This is a genomic window from Streptomyces sp. NPDC088116, assembly GCF_044741745.1.
Lineage (GTDB): Bacteria > Actinomycetota > Actinomycetes > Streptomycetales > Streptomycetaceae > Streptomyces.
In genome coordinates, this window is sequence record NZ_JBIUTF010000004.1 from 412779 (window position 1) to 426765 (window position 13987).

Here is a 13987-nt window from a genome sequence, read left to right on the forward strand (position 1 = left end):
AGTGTGAGGCAGGCATGTCCCCGTACCGCACCTCCCCGAGGGAGGGGCGCCGCGCGTCAGGAGATGTCGAGCGGGAGGATCGAGGTCGGCGCGTGGCCGGGCTCGGTCGCCAGGTCCTCGAACTCGTTGATGGCGGCGATGTCGACGCCCATCGAGATGTTGGTGACCCGTTCGAGGATCGCCTCCACGATCACCGGGACGCGGTGCTCGGCGGCGAGCCTCTTCGCCTCCTCGAAGGCGGGGAGCAGATCCTGCGGGCGGGTGACCCGGACCGCCTTGCAGCCGAGCCCCTCGGCGACCTTGACGTGGTCCACGCCGTAGACGCCGATCTCGGGGGTGTTGATGTTCTCGAATTCGAGGTTGACCTGGAAGTTGATGTCGAGGTTGCGCTGCGCCTGGCGGATCAGGCCCAAGTACGCGTTGTTCACCAGGACATGGACGTACGGGATCCTGTGCTGTGCGCCGACCGCAAGCTCCTCCAGCATGAACTGGAAGTCGTAGTCGCCGGAGAGGGCGACGACCGTGGCCCCGGGGTCGGCGGTGGCGACGCCGAGTGCGGCGGGGATGGTCCAGCCGAGCGGTCCCGCCTGGCCGCAGTTGATCCAGTGGCGCGGCCGGTAGACATGCAGCAGTTGCGCGCCGGCGATCTGGGAGAGGCCGATGGTCGTGACGTACCGGGTCTCGGGGCCGAAGGCGCGGTTCATCTCCTCGTACACGCGCTGCGGCTTGATCGGCACGTCGTCGAAGTGGGTGCGGCGCTGGAGCCTGGACTTGCGCTCCCGGGCCGAGGACGCCCACGCGCCGCGGTCCGGGAGCCCGTCCGCCGCCTTCAGCTCACGCGCGATCCCGACGAACAGCTCCAGCGCCGCCCTGGCGTCGGAGGCGATCCCGTAGTCCGGCGGGAAGATCTTGCCGAGCTGCGTCGGTTCGATGTCGACGTGGACGAACTTCCGGCCCGCGGTGTACGTCTGAAGGTTCCCCGTGTGGCGGTTCGCCCAGCGGTTCCCGATGCCGAGGACGAAGTCCGACTCCAGGAAGGTCGCGTTGCCGTAGCGGTGCGAGGTCTGGAGGCCCACCATGCCTGCGTTCAGTTCGTGGTCGTCGGCGATGACACCCCAGCCCATCAGGGTCGGGATGACCGGAATGCCGGTCAACTCGGCGAATTCGACGAGCAGTTCGGAGGCGTCGGCGTTGATGACACCGCCACCGGCGACGATCAGGGGGCGCTCGGAGGCGTTGAGGAGCGTGATCGCCTTCTCGATCTGCGCGCGGCTCGCGACCGGCTTGTGGACGGGCAGCGGCTCGTACGTCTCCGGGTCGAACTCGATCTCGGTCAGCTGGACATCGACGGGCAGGTCGACGAGGACCGGCCCAGGCCGGCCCGAACGCATCAGGTGGAAGGCCTGCTGGATGACGCCGGGGACCTGCGCGGCCTCCAGCACGGTCGTCGCGGCCTTGGTGACGGGCCGCGCGATCGAGGCGATGTCGACGGCCTGGAAGTCCTCCTTGTGGAGCACCGCGGTCGGCGCCTGGCCGGTGATGCACAGGATCGGGATCGAGTCACCGGTCGCGGAGTACAGGCCGGTGATCATGTCGGTGCCCGCGGGCCCCGACGTACCGACACACACACCGATGTTGCCGGGGCGGGTACGGGTGTAGCCCTCGGCCATGTGCGAGGCGCCCTCGACATGGCGGGCCAGCGTGTGCTGAATCCCGCCGGACGCCTTGAGGGCCGCGTAGAAGGGGTTGATCGCGGCGCCCGGCACGCCGAACGCGTGCGACACGCCTTCCCGCTTGAGGATTTCGACGGCCGCTCGGGCCGCGGTCATTCGAGGCATGGGTGCTCCTGCTTGAGTTCAGCCGGCGAATGCGGAGGACACGGACGCTGTGGAGCCGGGCTCTGTCGCGCCACCGGAGAGTCGGTTCTCAGCAGCCCTCCTATCAATCTTCCGTAATGCGGAATATGCTTTCTGTAATACGGAATCAATCTAAGTGCGGGCCGGGCGAGCGTCAAGGGATGAACCCAAGCCCCTCCCCATGGCCTCGCTCTTGGTGGACGATGGGGCACGGAGCGCAACGGAGCGCGGGCGAAGAGATCAGCGGGGCCGAAGAGGCCCGAGGGAACGAAGGGGGTCGTGATGGGAGAGAGCGTCTCCGTGCACTGCCCGTCCTGCGGCAGCCGTCACGCCTTCATGGCGTCGGTCTACCCCTGCGTGTGCGGGGCGCCGGTCGCACCGCCACTGCTCACGGACGTACCGGTGGAACCGGTCACACACCGCACCTGGGACGACGACTGGGTGCGGATCCGCTGTACGGAGTGCGGGCGGCAGGACCAATGGCCACAGCCGGAGCTGGGCTGCGCGTGCGGCTCGCTGCTGCGGATTCCGGTACGGCCGGTGAGCCCGACGGCGGAGTCCTCGGACACGGAGACGCCCGTGGGCCCGGACACGGAGGCGGACCTGGAGCTGGATGTCGGCGTGGACGCGGACACGGATGCGGGAGCGGCCACGGGAGCGGCCACGGGCGCCGACAGGACCTCGGCCCCGGACACCGGGCCTCCGACGGCCGGACCGCCCACACACATCCCGCTGCCTCGGACGGCGGCGTCACCGCGCCCGTCGTTCCGCCCGCCGACCATCCGTACACCGCATGACGCGGTGACGGCCGCGGCGCTGTACCTGGGCTGGCTGGGCTTCAAGAGCGTCGTCCGGGCCGAGGATCAGCCGGCCTCCGGCATCGATCTGCGCGGGCCCGGTGTGGTCGCCCAGGTCGACCCGACCGCCGCCCCGGCCTCCGTACGTTCCGTCGAGTGTCTCTGGCTCAACGGGCTGAGCGCGTCGGTGGTGAGCGTCTACTTCTCGCTGGCGGGGTACGCCGACGAAGCCCGCGCCCGCGCGGACGACCTCGGCCTCCCGCTCTTCGTCATGGATCTCACGGGCGCGCCCCAGCCGGTCAACGGGCCTGCGGACGAACTGGTCTCGGCCGGCGCGTAGGAAGCGGCGCGGGGCGGTCCGGGACCGGACGGAAACAGAAAGGGCCGGCCCCGGACGCGCCTAGCCGGAGAACCGCTCCCTCAGCTCGATCTTCCTGACCTTTCCGCTCACCGTCATCGGGAACGCGTCCACGACCTCCACCCTGCGCGGGATCTTGTAGTGCGCGAGCCGCTCCCGGCAGTACGCCACGATGTCGTCCTCCGACGGCGGATCCGCCGGGTCGCGCGGGATCACACAGGCCAGGATCTCCTCGCCGTACCTCTCGTCCGGTACGCCGACCACCTGCACGTCCGCGATCTTCGGGTGGCCGTACAGGAATTCCTCGATCTCCCGTGGATAGACGTTCTCGCCGCCTCTGATGATCATGTCCTTGATACGGCCGACGATCTGGGCGTAGCCGTCCTCCCGTATCACCGCGAGATCGCCGGTGTGCATCCAGCGGCCCGCGTCGATGACCTCGGCGGTGCGCTCCGGCGCGTTCCAGTAGCCGAGCATCACGCTGTAGCCGCGCGTGCACAGTTCGCCCGCCTCGCCGCGCGGCAGTGTCACCCCGCTCACCGGGTCGATCACCTTGACCTCGACATGCGGCAGCGCCCGGCCGACCGTGCCCGTACGGCGTTCGAGATCGTCGTCGCGCCGCGTCTGGAGGGAGACCGGCGAGGTCTCGGTCATGCCGTAACAGATGGACACCTCGGCCATGTTCATCTCGGCGACGACCCGCTTCATCACCTCCACCGGGCAGGGCGAGCCCGCCATGATCCCGGTGCGCAGCGAGGAGAGATCGTAGGAGGCGAAGCCGGGGAGGTTCAGCTCCGCGATGAACATCGTCGGGACGCCGTAGAGCGAGGTGCAGCGCTCCCGCTGGACCGCTTCCAGGGTCTTCTTGGGCTCGAACGACGGCCCGGGGACGACCACGCAGGCGCCGTGCGACAGGGCTCCGAGGTTGCCCATGACCATGCCGAAGCAGTGGTAGAAGGGGACGGGCAGGCAGACCCGGTCCCGCTCGGTGTAACCGACGGTCTCTCCCACGAAATAGCCGTTGTTGAGGATGTTGTGGTGGGAGAGGGTGGCGCCTTTGGGGAAGCCGGTGGTGCCCGAGGTGTACTGGATGTTGATCGGGTCGTCGCAGGACAACTCCGCCTCACGCGCGTAGAGCTGATGATCCGTCACCTTGCTTGCGGAGCCGAGCAGTTCGTCCCAGGTCCGGTCACCGACGTAGTGGACGGAGCGCAGTTCGGGACAGCGACCGCGCACCTGCTCGACCAGGGTGCGGTAGTCGCTGGTCCGATGGGCGACGGAGGCGATCAGCACCGAGATCCCGGACTGGTTGAGCACGAACTCCAGCTCGTGGGCGCGGTAGGCCGGGTTGATGTTCACCATGATGGCGCCGATGCGGGCGGTGGCGTACTGCGTCAGCACCCACTCGGGGCAGTTGACGGCCCAGATCCCGACCCGGTCGCCCTTCGCCACCCCGCGCCCGATCAGGGCCCTCGCCAGATCGCCGACCGCCGCGCCGAACTCCCCGTACGTCCAGCGCCGTCCGGACGGTACGTCGACCAGCGCCTCCCGGTCGGGGAACCGGCCGATCACCCGGTCCAGGTTGGCGCCGATGGTGTCTCCGAGCAGCGGGACCGTACCGGTGCCGTGCGTATACGAGTCGGCCGCCGCCCGGTTGCCGGTCGTCATCGCGGATCTCCTTCGTCCGTCATCGCGGATCGCCCTCGCCCGTCATCGCGGATCGCCCTCGCCCGTCATCGCGGATCTCCTTCGTCCGTCATCGCAGGTCACCTTCGTCGTACTCGGCGGCCGATCCCCCGGCCGTCCGTTCACGCAGCTCGATCCTGCGGATCTTCCCGGACACGGTCTTGGGCAGTTCGGCGAACTCCAGGCGACGGACCCGCTTGTACGGCGCGAGGACCGCGCGCGAGTGGGCGAAGAGCAGCTTCGCCGTGTCCGGGCCGGGCTCCCAGCCCTCGGCGAGGACGATGTACGCCTTGGGCACGGCCAGCCGCAGCGGGTCGGGCGCGGGGACGACCGCTGCCTCGGCGACGGCTTCGTGTTCCAGCAGCGCGCTCTCCAGCTCGAACGGCGAGATCTTGTAGTCGGACGCCTTGAAGACATCGTCGGACCGGCCGACGTAGGTGATGTAGCCGTCGGCGTCGCGCGCGCCGATGTCACCGGTCCGGTAGTAGCCACCGGCCATCGCCTCGGCGGTCCGGTCCGGGTCGCCGTGGTAGCCGGTCATCAGGCCGACCGGACGGGCGGCGAGGTCGAGCGCGATCTCGCCCTCGGCGGCGCCGGGTGCGCCGGTGACCGGGTCGAGCAGCTCGACCTTGAAGCCGGGGGTCGGCCGGCCCATCGATCCGGTCTTCACCAACTGGCCGGGCGAGTTGGCGACCTGGACGGCGGTCTCGGTCTGGCCGAAGCCGTCCCTGATCGTCACACCCCAGGCCCGGCGGACCGTCTCGATCACCTCGGGGTTGAGCGGTTCGCCCGCCGCGACGGCCTCGCGCGGCGGGGTACGCAGCTGGGACAGATCGGCCTGGATGAGCATCCGCCACACGGTGGGCGGGGCGCAGAAGCTGGTGACCTCGGTCCGGTCCATCTCCGCCATCAGGCGTACCGGGTCGAAGCGGGTGTAGTTGTGGATGAAGACGGTCGCCTCGGCGTTCCACGGCGCGAAGAGATTCGACCAGGCGTGCTTGGCCCAGCCGGGTGAGGCGATGTTCAGATGGACATCGCCCGGCCTCAGTCCGATCCAGTACATCGTCGCGAGATGGCCGATGGGATACGAACCGTGGGTGTGCTCGACCAGCTTGGGCCGGGCGGTCGTGCCGGAGGTGAAATACAGCATCAGCGGATCGTCCGCGTGGGTGACGCCGTCGGGTTCGAAGGCCGTGGGCCCGTCGTAGGCGCTCTCGTACGGCCGCCAGCCGGACACGGCGCGGCCGGAAGCACCGTCGGTCTCGCTCGCGCCGGGCTCCCCGCCCACCACGATCCGGGTGAAGCCACCCCGGATGCCGGCGAACTTGGCGGTGTCCTCGGAGCGGACGATCACATGTCCGGCCCGGCCGCGCTCGATACGGTCCCGCAGATCGGCCGGGCCGAGGAGCGGCGTCGCGGGGATCACGACGGCCCGCAGCTTCATCGCGGCGAGCGCGGTCTCCCACAGCTCGACCTGGTTGCCGAGCATGACGACGATCCGGTCCTCCGCCCGGACCCCCTGCTCACGCAGCCAGTTCGCGACCTGGCCGGAGCGGGCGGACATCTCGGCGAAGGTCCGCAGCGTGCGGCTCCCGTCCTCCTCGACGATGTGCAGCGCGACGTGGTCGTTGCCGTCCGCGATCCGGTCGAACCAGTCCAGGGCCCAGTTGAAACGCTCGGGTCGCGGCCAGGTGAAGCCCTCGTACGCCGTCGCGTAGTCCTCGCGGTGCGCCAGGAGAAAGTCCCGGGCCGCCCGGAACAGCCCGGTGGGACCGGTCGCGTCGCCCGGACCGCCCGCACCGGCGGGGCCGCCCGCATCGCCCGCACCGCGCGTCACTCTCGTCCCTCCTGTCGCTCCCGTCGGCCGTGCCGCGCTTGACGTCATATGTCCTCCTCATTGCCGGACCGTTCACTGACATCGTGTAATCAGTGACGTGCGTCTCACCACCCCCGGACGGGGGTGGCTGCCGGACGCCGGCGGAACCGGACATCAGGACATGGCGAGAGGCGGAGAACGTGGCCGAAGCGGTCGAGGCGGTGGAAATGCGGTCGGCGCTGCTGCGGCTGCGCCGTACGACCGGGCTGCCCGTGGCATTCGGCGGGCTGCTCCATGAGGACGTGGGACAACTGCGTATCGCCGAGCTGAACGGCGCGTCCACGGGGGCGCTGCGCGAACTCACGGTCGTCTCGGGCAACGGCCTGGGCGGCAAGTCGATCGCCCTGGCCCGGCCGTGCGCGGTGACCGACTACCGGGAGGCACGGCACATCAGCCACGAGTACGACGCGGCCGTGGCGGCCGAGGGCCTGCGCTCGGTGCTCGCGGTGCCCGTGGTCGTCCGGCGCACGGTGCGCGGGGTGCTGTACGGCGCGCTGCGCAGCGCGCTGCCGGTCGGCGAGCGGACCTTCGACGCGGCGGTCGCCGCCGCCCGGGACGTGGAACAGGCCCTGCTCGTACGCGACGAGGTGCGGCGCCTGCTCGCGGTGACCCGCGAGTCGCTTCCCCGCGATCCGGCGGCGGGCCCCGGTGCCTGGGAAGAGGTCCGCGCGGCCCACGGCGAGCTGCGGGCGCTGGCGCCGAAGCTCGTGGACGCGCAGCTGCGCACGGAACTGCTGTCCGTCTGCGGTCGCCTGGCGGGCGCGGTGGGGGCGGTGGAGGCGGCGGGCTCGCCGGGTGCGGTCGGTGACCCCTCGCGCGGGGTACCGGTGGCGCTCGCGCCCCGCGAGGTGGATGTCCTGGCCTGTGTCGCGTCGGGCTCGACCAACGCGACGGCGGCCGAACTGCTGGGCCTGCGACCGGAGACGGTGAAGGGCTATCTGCGCTCGGCGATGCGCAAACTGGGCACGCACACGCGCCTGGAAGCGGTGGTCGCGGCCAGGCGGGCGGGGGTGCTTCCGTAGACACGCACAGGGTGAGGCGAGTGGCGGCGGGTGTTGCCCCCGGCCGCCACCCGCTCGCGCCTGCCGTTGTCGCGTGCCTCGTACGGTACTCAGCCGGATCTCACCGGCGGGCGGGACGCGCCAGGGTGTAGCCGGCGATGCCCGCGAGCGCGCCGAGCACACCTCCGGCCACGGTCCAGAGCCAGCGGTCCGTCCACCAGCCGGAGGACCAGCCGTCCTCCGGTTCGACACCGGACGCGGCCGGACGCGCCCCGTCGCTCGATCCGCCGCCGCTGTCGCTCTGCGAGACGGTGGTACGGCCCGGGGTCAACGGGACGGCCAGCCGGCCGTCGACCGCTTCGGCCCCGCCCTGATCGGAGACGGACGCCCCGATCTCCGTACGCACCGGCAGACCGAGGTCCTCCTCCTGCGCGTTCACGACGGTGAGACGTACGTAGTAGCTGCCCGGCAGCGGATCGTCTGACCACGGCTCGGCCCAGGCCCGTACCGTACGCAGCGTGCAGCGCAGTTCCACCTCGCGGGCGTCGGCCGCCAGCGCCCTGGTCCGGGCGCCGTACACGCACGGCTGGTGGCGGCGCAGTCCGTCGTAGACGTCCACCTGCCAGGTGGCCGCGCCCTTCCTGACAGCGGCGGATTCGGGGAGCGTGACCTTGGCGGTGACGGTGGCGCGCTGTCCCGCGTCCACCGGGAGCACCCAGTACAGGTAGTCACCCGTGGAGGCGTCGGCCGTGGCCCGCTGGTCCGGCCGGAACGCGGTGGCGGTACGGAAGGACGTGCCCGCCTCGGTCGGTGCCTCGGCGCCTTCGGAATCGCCCGAGGCGGTGCCGGAGGGCGTCGGGGACTCGTCGGCCAGGGCACCGCCCGCCGTGCCGAGGAGCAGCACACCGGCCAGCAGGGAACCCGTGAACAGACCGGCGGTGCGGAAGACTTGGGAACGGCGGAAGCTACCGGTGATACGCATCAGTTGGTCCTCCAGACGACACGCAGACGCGATATCCAGCCCCACAGCAGTCCGGCGAGCAGGCCCGTGAGGACCATCGCGCCGAGCAGCCACCAGCCACGGCCGAGCCCGAACGCGGCGATGTCGGAGGGCTCGTCGGGCGAGTCGACCAGGCCGACGGAGAGCTCGACAGGCAGGCCGGGCGTGGTCTTCACGGAGTCGGGCGCCGAGAAGGCGTTGCTGACCTGGAGGCAGACCGTCTCCGCGGGCGGGTTCTCGTCGTCGAGGCCGTCGGCCTCCGGCTTCGGATAGCGCAGACCGGACGAGATCACATCGGTGCGCCCGTCGCCCGCTTCCGAGCCCCGGACGATCTCTCTGCCGTGCGTGGTCACGGCACGCAGCAGCACACCGTAGTCCCGGTCGACGGCGCGGTCGGCGGCGACGCTGACCGAGGCGCGCAGTTCCTGGCCCGGCCGTACGTCCACGCGGTACCAGCGGTGTTCGGAGAATTTCTCGCGGTCGCTGTAGAGGCCGGGCCTGACCCGGGGAGCGTCGGCGCAGCGCGCGGCACCCTCGGTCGCCACGGGCGTGACGACCGGGTCGGCGGCGCGGTCCACCAACTGCTTGACACGTCCGGAGAGTTCATCGGTGTGCCGCACCGAGGTGTAGGTGCCGCCGGTCGCCTCGGCGATACAGGTCAGCTGCCGCCGGGTCTTGTCGTCGGGCACCAGGCCCAGGGTGTCGATGGTGAGGTGGATGCCCTTGGCCGCGATCTCGCGGGCGACCTCGCAGGGGTCGAGCGGGGCGCAGGTGTCCTCGCCGTCCGTGATGAGGACGATGCGGCGGGTGGCGTCGCCGTCGCCTTCGAGGTCGTCGGCCGCGCCGAGGAGGGCCGGTCCGATGGGCGTCCAGCCGGTGGGGGCGAGGGTGGCGACGGCGGTCTTCGCCTCGGTACGGTCGAGCGGACCCACCGGGTACAGCTGCTCGGTGTCCTTGCAGCCGACCTTCGTGTCCTTCCCGGGATAGTTCGCCCCGAGGGTGCGGATGCCCAGTTCCACTTCCTGCGGTACGGCGTCCAGCACCTCGTTGAACGCCTGTTTCGCCGCCGCCATCCGCGATCCGCCGTCGATGTCGCGGGCCCGCATCGATCCGCTGACGTCGAGGACGAGATCGACCTTCGGAGCCGGATTTTCGGTAGGTTCGTCGGCGGCGATGGCGGCGGGAGGCAAGAGCCCTACGGCCAGGGTGGTCAACAGGCCGCACAGGGCGGCTGCCGACCGTCTACTTATGATCATCGCCGGATGATAGTGAGGTTGGTTCGACGGAGCCAAACAAAAACTGACGCAGCGTCAATAACCAGTTGGCACAGGCAAGTTAATCGACGAACGAGGTGACCTGCATGAGCGGCAACGCGGAACCGACGGGACCGGGGGAATCGGCGGGATCGGTGGGATCACCGAGGTCGGTGGGGTCGCCGAGATCGGCGGGCTCGGCGACCGCGCTGAGCCGCCGTCGCTTCATGGGAGTGGGTATAGGCGTGGGCGCGCTCGCCGCGACCACGGCCGTCGTGGCGGCGACCGTGCCCGACGGCATCACCCCCGGGGGCACCGCGCCCGACGGCGCCACGCCCGGCACCGCCACCGGCGGAGCCGCTCCCGCGCCCTCCCCCGGGCGCGCCGCCGACCGGCCGCTGTTCCTCGGTACGTACACCTCCGTCGAAGGCGGCGGCACCGGCGTCGGCCTGGCGACGTACGCCCCCGAAACCGGCACGATCACGGGCACCGGCACGCTCTCGGGCGTCGACAACCCCTCGTATCTCGCCGTGCGTCCGGACGGTCGCACGCTCTACGCCGTCAATGAGCAGGAGGACGGCGGTGTCACGGCGATCGCCCTCGCCGACGACGGCGATCACCGGATTCTCGGCACCCGGAGCACGGGTGGCGCCGGACCCACCCACCTGTCGGTGCATCCCGGCGGGAAGTGGCTGCTGAGCGCCAACTACACCTCCGGCAGCGTCGCCGTACACCCCATCGACGCCTCGGGCGCGCTCGGCGAACGTACGGACCTGAGCACGCACTCCAGCCCGCCGCCGGGCCCCGGCCAGAGCGGCCCGCACGCCCACCAGATCGTCACCGCCCCGGACGGCGGCCATGTGCTGGCCGTCGATCTCGGCAACGACACCGTCTACACGTACCGCCTCGACACCACGGCAGGCACGCTCACACGGATCTCGCACGCGAGCCTGAGCCCCGGAGCGGGCCCCCGGCATCTCACATTCCATCCGTCGGGCGCGTTCGCCTATCTGGCCAACGAGTTGGACAACACGGTCGTCGTCTGCGCCTACGACGCCGCGTCGGGCCGGCTCACGCCCGGCGAGCCCCGGTCCACGGGTGCGGGCAGCGCGGGGAGCAGCTTTCCCGCGCAGTTGGTGGTGACCGGCAACGGCGCGTTCGCCTATCTCGCCAACCGCGGGCACAACAGCCTCACGCGGTACGCCGTCGAGGCGGACGGCGCCGAACTCCGCCTGCTGGACACCGTGCCCGTCGGCGGCGACTTCCCGCGCCAGCTCGCCCTCTCCCCCGCCGGAGCCGCCGGCGGCGGGGGAGGTCTGCTGTTCGCCGCCAATCAGCGGTCGAACTCGGTCACGGTCTTCCACGTCGATGAGGAAACCGGTGAACTGCGGTCGGCGGGCGCCCCGTTCACCTCGCCGGTCGCGGTGTGCGCCCTGCCGCTGTAGAGCGGGGCCCTTTCGGCTGAGCCGGGCCGGACCGGCTCAGCCGACGCGGTCGATCGTGGCCGCCGTCGCCCCGATGGCGTTCGAGGTGCTGGCCGTGCCCCAGGTGGCGCGTACGGCGAGGGACTGGGTCGCGCCGCTGTCCTTGCCGACCGTGGTGTCGACGAGGCCGAGGTCCTGTACGACGGCTCCCGTGGACCCGTTGGTGAGTCGGCTGAGGAGCGTGGCCCGCCCCGTCCAGGTCGCCGAGGCGCCCGCGGTGACACAGGTGAGCAGGACTTCGAGGTCCCAGCCCGCCGAGGACAGCGCGGAGGCGGTGGCGATCGCGCCCCGCAACGGCATGAGCGAGGTGCCGCCCAGAGAGACGTCCAGGGCGAGGGTCGGGGCGCCGGTCGTGGAGGCTGTCCCCCGTGCCGTGAAGCGGTAACCGGCGCCCGGTGCGGCGTCGTTGGCGGGGATGCTCACCGAAGCGATCGGGGTCTGCGCGGTGGAGTTCGCCACGGTCGCCAGAGTGGGCGGCCGCAGGGCGTTGACCACGTTCGAGCCGGGGAGGGCGGTGCCTCCGCCCGCGCCGGTGACGGGCAGGGCGGTGGAGGTGAGAAGGGCCGCCGAGGTGGACCACCCGTTGCCGGACAGGTCGTTGTCGGTGATGACACAGCCCGTGGCGGTACTGGTGAGGCTGACGCCGTTGGCGGTGGTGCCGGAGCCCTTCATCACCTTGTTGGCGGAGATGTGGCAGCCGGTCTGCGACACCCGGACACCGGCGACGGCTGCCGCTTCGATCCGGTTGCCGACGACCAGCGCCCCCGGGCCGGTACGGCCGTCGGTGCCGGCGCCGATGACGATTCCGTGGTGGTCGGCGGTGGTGTCGATCAGGTTGGACGTCACCGAGGCCGAAGCGCAGCCCGCGACGTTGACCGCGTTGGAGGACGTGCCCGTGACGATGTTGCCCGTGACGTTCACACGGTCCGAGTACTGCGGATAGATGCCGGTCGACGGTACGGGGCCGACCGTGTTCCCGGCGACGATCGCGCGGGGCGTGTACTGGGTCTGGATGCCGTTGGCGGTGGTGCCGCTCCTGCCGATGACGGTGTTGTCACTGATCCGTACGTCGGCGATGGGCGCGGTGTCGTATCCCAGCACGCGGATGCCGGAACCGCTGCGCGCACCCTCGATCAGGTTGTCGCTGATCGTGACGCCGTAGGAGGTGTAGACCGTACCGGCGGCGGGGTCGGGCACGGAGACGTGGATGCCGCTCGCCGCCGCGTCCCGGACGGTGTTGCCGCTGATGACCGCGCGGCGCCAGCACCAGCCCCGGATCCCCGATTCGAGCGCGCCCTCGACGACGTTCCCGGTGATCGAGATGTCCTCGAAGTACTGGCCTGCGACCTGTGCGTGACTGCCGACGGCCCGGCCGAAGTAGCCCAGCCGGGCGGACGGCCCGAACCAGCAGCCGTCGATGGTGATCGCCTTGCACGGAGTGCCGTCGTAGGCGGGGATGGAGGACGATCCGGACTTGGCCAGATCGATCTGGATCGCCTCCGACGACAGCCGGCTGCCGTCGGAGGAGTTGTCGCGGAACCCCTCGAAACGGCAGTTCAGCGCCCGTCCTCCGGACACGGCGTTGAACTCCAGGCCGTGGGCGCCGGAGGTGTCCAGGAAGACGGCGTCCCGCACGGTGATGTCCTGGCAGTGAATGAAACACGCGATGTTCGTCGTGCCGGTCACCAGGCCGCCACCGGCTCCGTCGCTCGCGTTGCCGTCCCACACTCCGCCCAGGACCGAGATCCGGGAGTGGCCGCCGTAACCGGTGAAGGAGTCGTCCGGCATGAAGTTGCGCAGGCACCCCCGGTTGGCGTGGACGCTGCGGATCGTCGCCCCGTAGGCCCACACGGTCGTACGGGCCTTGACGACGAGGAACGTACCGACGCCGTACGTCCTTCCGCCGGGGATCAGGACGATCCCGCCTCCCGCCGCGTACGCCTCGTCCAGGGCCGCCTGGATGGCCGGGGCGTCGTCGGTGACACCGTCGCCGACCGCGTCCCGCACGACGTGGAGACCGGCCACCGGGGCATCGGCCAGGGACAGGGGCACGTTCGGGATCGCGGCCACATCCGGGACCGGGGCCGCCGCGCGGCCCGTCTCGTAGCGGCGGACCGGCTGTCCGTCCGCGCCCGTGTACTCGTAGCGGACCGCCCGTACGTCGACGGCCGTGAACGTACGGATCGCACCCGGGGTGTCGCTGCCCACGGGGTCGGACCGCAGGGAACCGATCGGGGTGACACCGTCCTCCTCGTACAGCTCCGTGACGGTGGCGCCGGTGCCGACGACCGTGACCACGACGGGACAGTCGGGCACGACCGCGCCCGTCGCGTCGGTGAGTACGGCCGAGGGGCTGCCGCCGAAGATGTAGAGCACGTGCTGTCTCCCGCCGGTCGAGCCGGTGGCCGGGGCCACTGGGCTGACGCTGATGTCCATCCGGGTGGGTCAGGTCCTTTCCGGGCGTTCCGGGCCCGGAACGCCCGGAAAGGACCTGGGCCCGGGGCGGCGTCCCGGTCGCCGCCCCGCGCATGGAGGACGAGCGGGACGGCGGCGCCGTTGCACCGGAATTCCGTTCGAGGGCCGGGGTGCTCCAGGTCAGGGCGGACCGGAGAGGGGGGACGCGGGGCGGGTCCGTCGGCGAGTGTGACACCGCCGTCGAAGCCCATGAGCTTCATC

The 13987-nt window shown here is 71.0% G+C and carries 10 protein-coding genes; 3 read left to right on the forward strand and 7 right to left on the reverse strand.

Going from position 1 to position 13987, the window contains the following annotated elements:
- Positions 1-56: 56 nt before the first annotated feature.
- Positions 57-1838: a glyoxylate carboligase gene (gcl, locus tag ACIOJD_RS18790; RefSeq protein ID WP_401914682.1), complete on the reverse strand. Its 1782-nt coding sequence runs from the start codon at positions 1836-1838 to the stop codon at positions 57-59.
- Positions 1839-2138: 300 nt separating this feature from the next.
- Here gcl and ACIOJD_RS18795 point away from each other — a divergent pair, with 300 nt between their 5' ends.
- Positions 2139-2993, forward strand: a complete 855-nt coding sequence (locus ACIOJD_RS18795) for a hypothetical protein (RefSeq protein WP_401914685.1) — start codon at positions 2139-2141, stop codon at positions 2991-2993.
- 60 nt (positions 2994-3053) lie between these two features.
- On the opposite strand, the gene ACIOJD_RS18800 is transcribed toward ACIOJD_RS18795, so the two are convergent.
- Together ACIOJD_RS18800 and ACIOJD_RS18805 are read right to left on the reverse strand one after the other, a co-directional pair.
- On the reverse strand, positions 3054-4679 hold the full coding sequence (locus tag ACIOJD_RS18800; RefSeq protein ID WP_401914688.1) for an AMP-binding protein: 1626 nt from the start codon (positions 4677-4679) through the stop codon (positions 3054-3056).
- Between the two features lie 88 nt (positions 4680-4767).
- A complete protein-coding gene (locus tag ACIOJD_RS18805) occupies positions 4768-6582 on the reverse strand; it encodes an AMP-binding protein (protein WP_401914691.1) in 1815 nt (604 codons plus the stop codon).
- Positions 6583-6713: 131 nt separating this feature from the next.
- Here ACIOJD_RS18805 and ACIOJD_RS18810 point away from each other — a divergent pair, with 131 nt between their 5' ends.
- Positions 6714-7595 (forward strand): response regulator transcription factor, encoded by an 882-nt coding sequence (locus ACIOJD_RS18810; protein WP_401914693.1) that lies wholly within the window; start codon positions 6714-6716, stop codon positions 7593-7595.
- 100 nt (positions 7596-7695) lie between these two features.
- Here the strand turns inward: ACIOJD_RS18810 and ACIOJD_RS18815 are convergent, their stop codons facing one another.
- The 3 genes from ACIOJD_RS18815 to ACIOJD_RS18825 all read right to left on the reverse strand — a co-directional run bounded on the left by ACIOJD_RS18815 (position 7696) and on the right by ACIOJD_RS18825 (position 10056).
- Positions 7696-8556 (reverse strand): hypothetical protein, encoded by an 861-nt coding sequence (locus tag ACIOJD_RS18815; protein WP_401914696.1) that lies wholly within the window; start codon positions 8554-8556, stop codon positions 7696-7698.
- Entirely contained in the window at positions 8556-9830 is a 1275-nt protein-coding gene (locus tag ACIOJD_RS18820) for a VWA domain-containing protein (RefSeq protein WP_401914699.1), read from the reverse strand. Before ACIOJD_RS18820 ends, ACIOJD_RS18815 begins: the two co-directional genes overlap by 1 nt.
- A gap of 79 nt (positions 9831-9909) precedes the next feature.
- Positions 9910-10056 carry a hypothetical protein gene (locus tag ACIOJD_RS18825; protein WP_401914702.1) on the reverse strand — a complete coding sequence of 49 codons (147 nt, stop codon included), beginning with the start codon at positions 10054-10056 and terminating at the stop codon, positions 9910-9912.
- Here ACIOJD_RS18825 and ACIOJD_RS18830 point away from each other — a divergent pair.
- Complete coding sequence (locus ACIOJD_RS18830; protein WP_401914705.1) at positions 10055-11272, forward strand: lactonase family protein; 1218 nt, start codon at positions 10055-10057, stop codon at positions 11270-11272. The genes ACIOJD_RS18825 and ACIOJD_RS18830 overlap by 2 nt on opposite strands.
- A 36-nt stretch (positions 11273-11308) precedes the next feature.
- Here the strand turns inward: ACIOJD_RS18830 and ACIOJD_RS18835 are convergent, their stop codons facing one another.
- Positions 11309-13747, reverse strand: a complete 2439-nt coding sequence (locus ACIOJD_RS18835; RefSeq protein WP_401914707.1) for a right-handed parallel beta-helix repeat-containing protein — start codon at positions 13745-13747, stop codon at positions 11309-11311.
- Positions 13748-13987 lie beyond the last annotated feature (240 nt).

Bases quoted from the DNA above. Each gene is read 5' to 3' on its own strand.
- ACIOJD_RS18815 (WP_401914696.1), bottom strand. From the start codon at position 8,556: ATGCGTATCACCGGTAGCTTCCGCCGTTCCCAAGTCTTCCGCACCGCC.
- ACIOJD_RS18800 (WP_401914688.1), bottom strand. From the start codon at position 4,679: ATGACGACCGGCAACCGGGCGGCGGCCGACTCGTATACGCACGGCACC.
- ACIOJD_RS18795 (WP_401914685.1), top strand. From the start codon at position 2,139: ATGGGAGAGAGCGTCTCCGTGCACTGCCCGTCCTGCGGCAGCCGTCAC.
- ACIOJD_RS18825 (WP_401914702.1), bottom strand. From the start codon at position 10,056: ATGAAGCGACGGCGGCTCAGCGCGGTCGCCGAGCCCGCCGATCTCGGC.
- ACIOJD_RS18835 (WP_401914707.1), bottom strand. From the start codon at position 13,747: ATGGACATCAGCGTCAGCCCAGTGGCCCCGGCCACCGGCTCGACCGGC.
- gcl (WP_401914682.1), bottom strand. From the start codon at position 1,838: ATGCCTCGAATGACCGCGGCCCGAGCGGCCGTCGAAATCCTCAAGCGG.
- ACIOJD_RS18830 (WP_401914705.1), top strand. From the start codon at position 10,055: ATGGGAGTGGGTATAGGCGTGGGCGCGCTCGCCGCGACCACGGCCGTC.
- ACIOJD_RS18805 (WP_401914691.1), bottom strand. From the start codon at position 6,582: ATGACGTCAAGCGCGGCACGGCCGACGGGAGCGACAGGAGGGACGAGA.
- ACIOJD_RS18820 (WP_401914699.1), bottom strand. From the start codon at position 9,830: ATGATCATAAGTAGACGGTCGGCAGCCGCCCTGTGCGGCCTGTTGACC.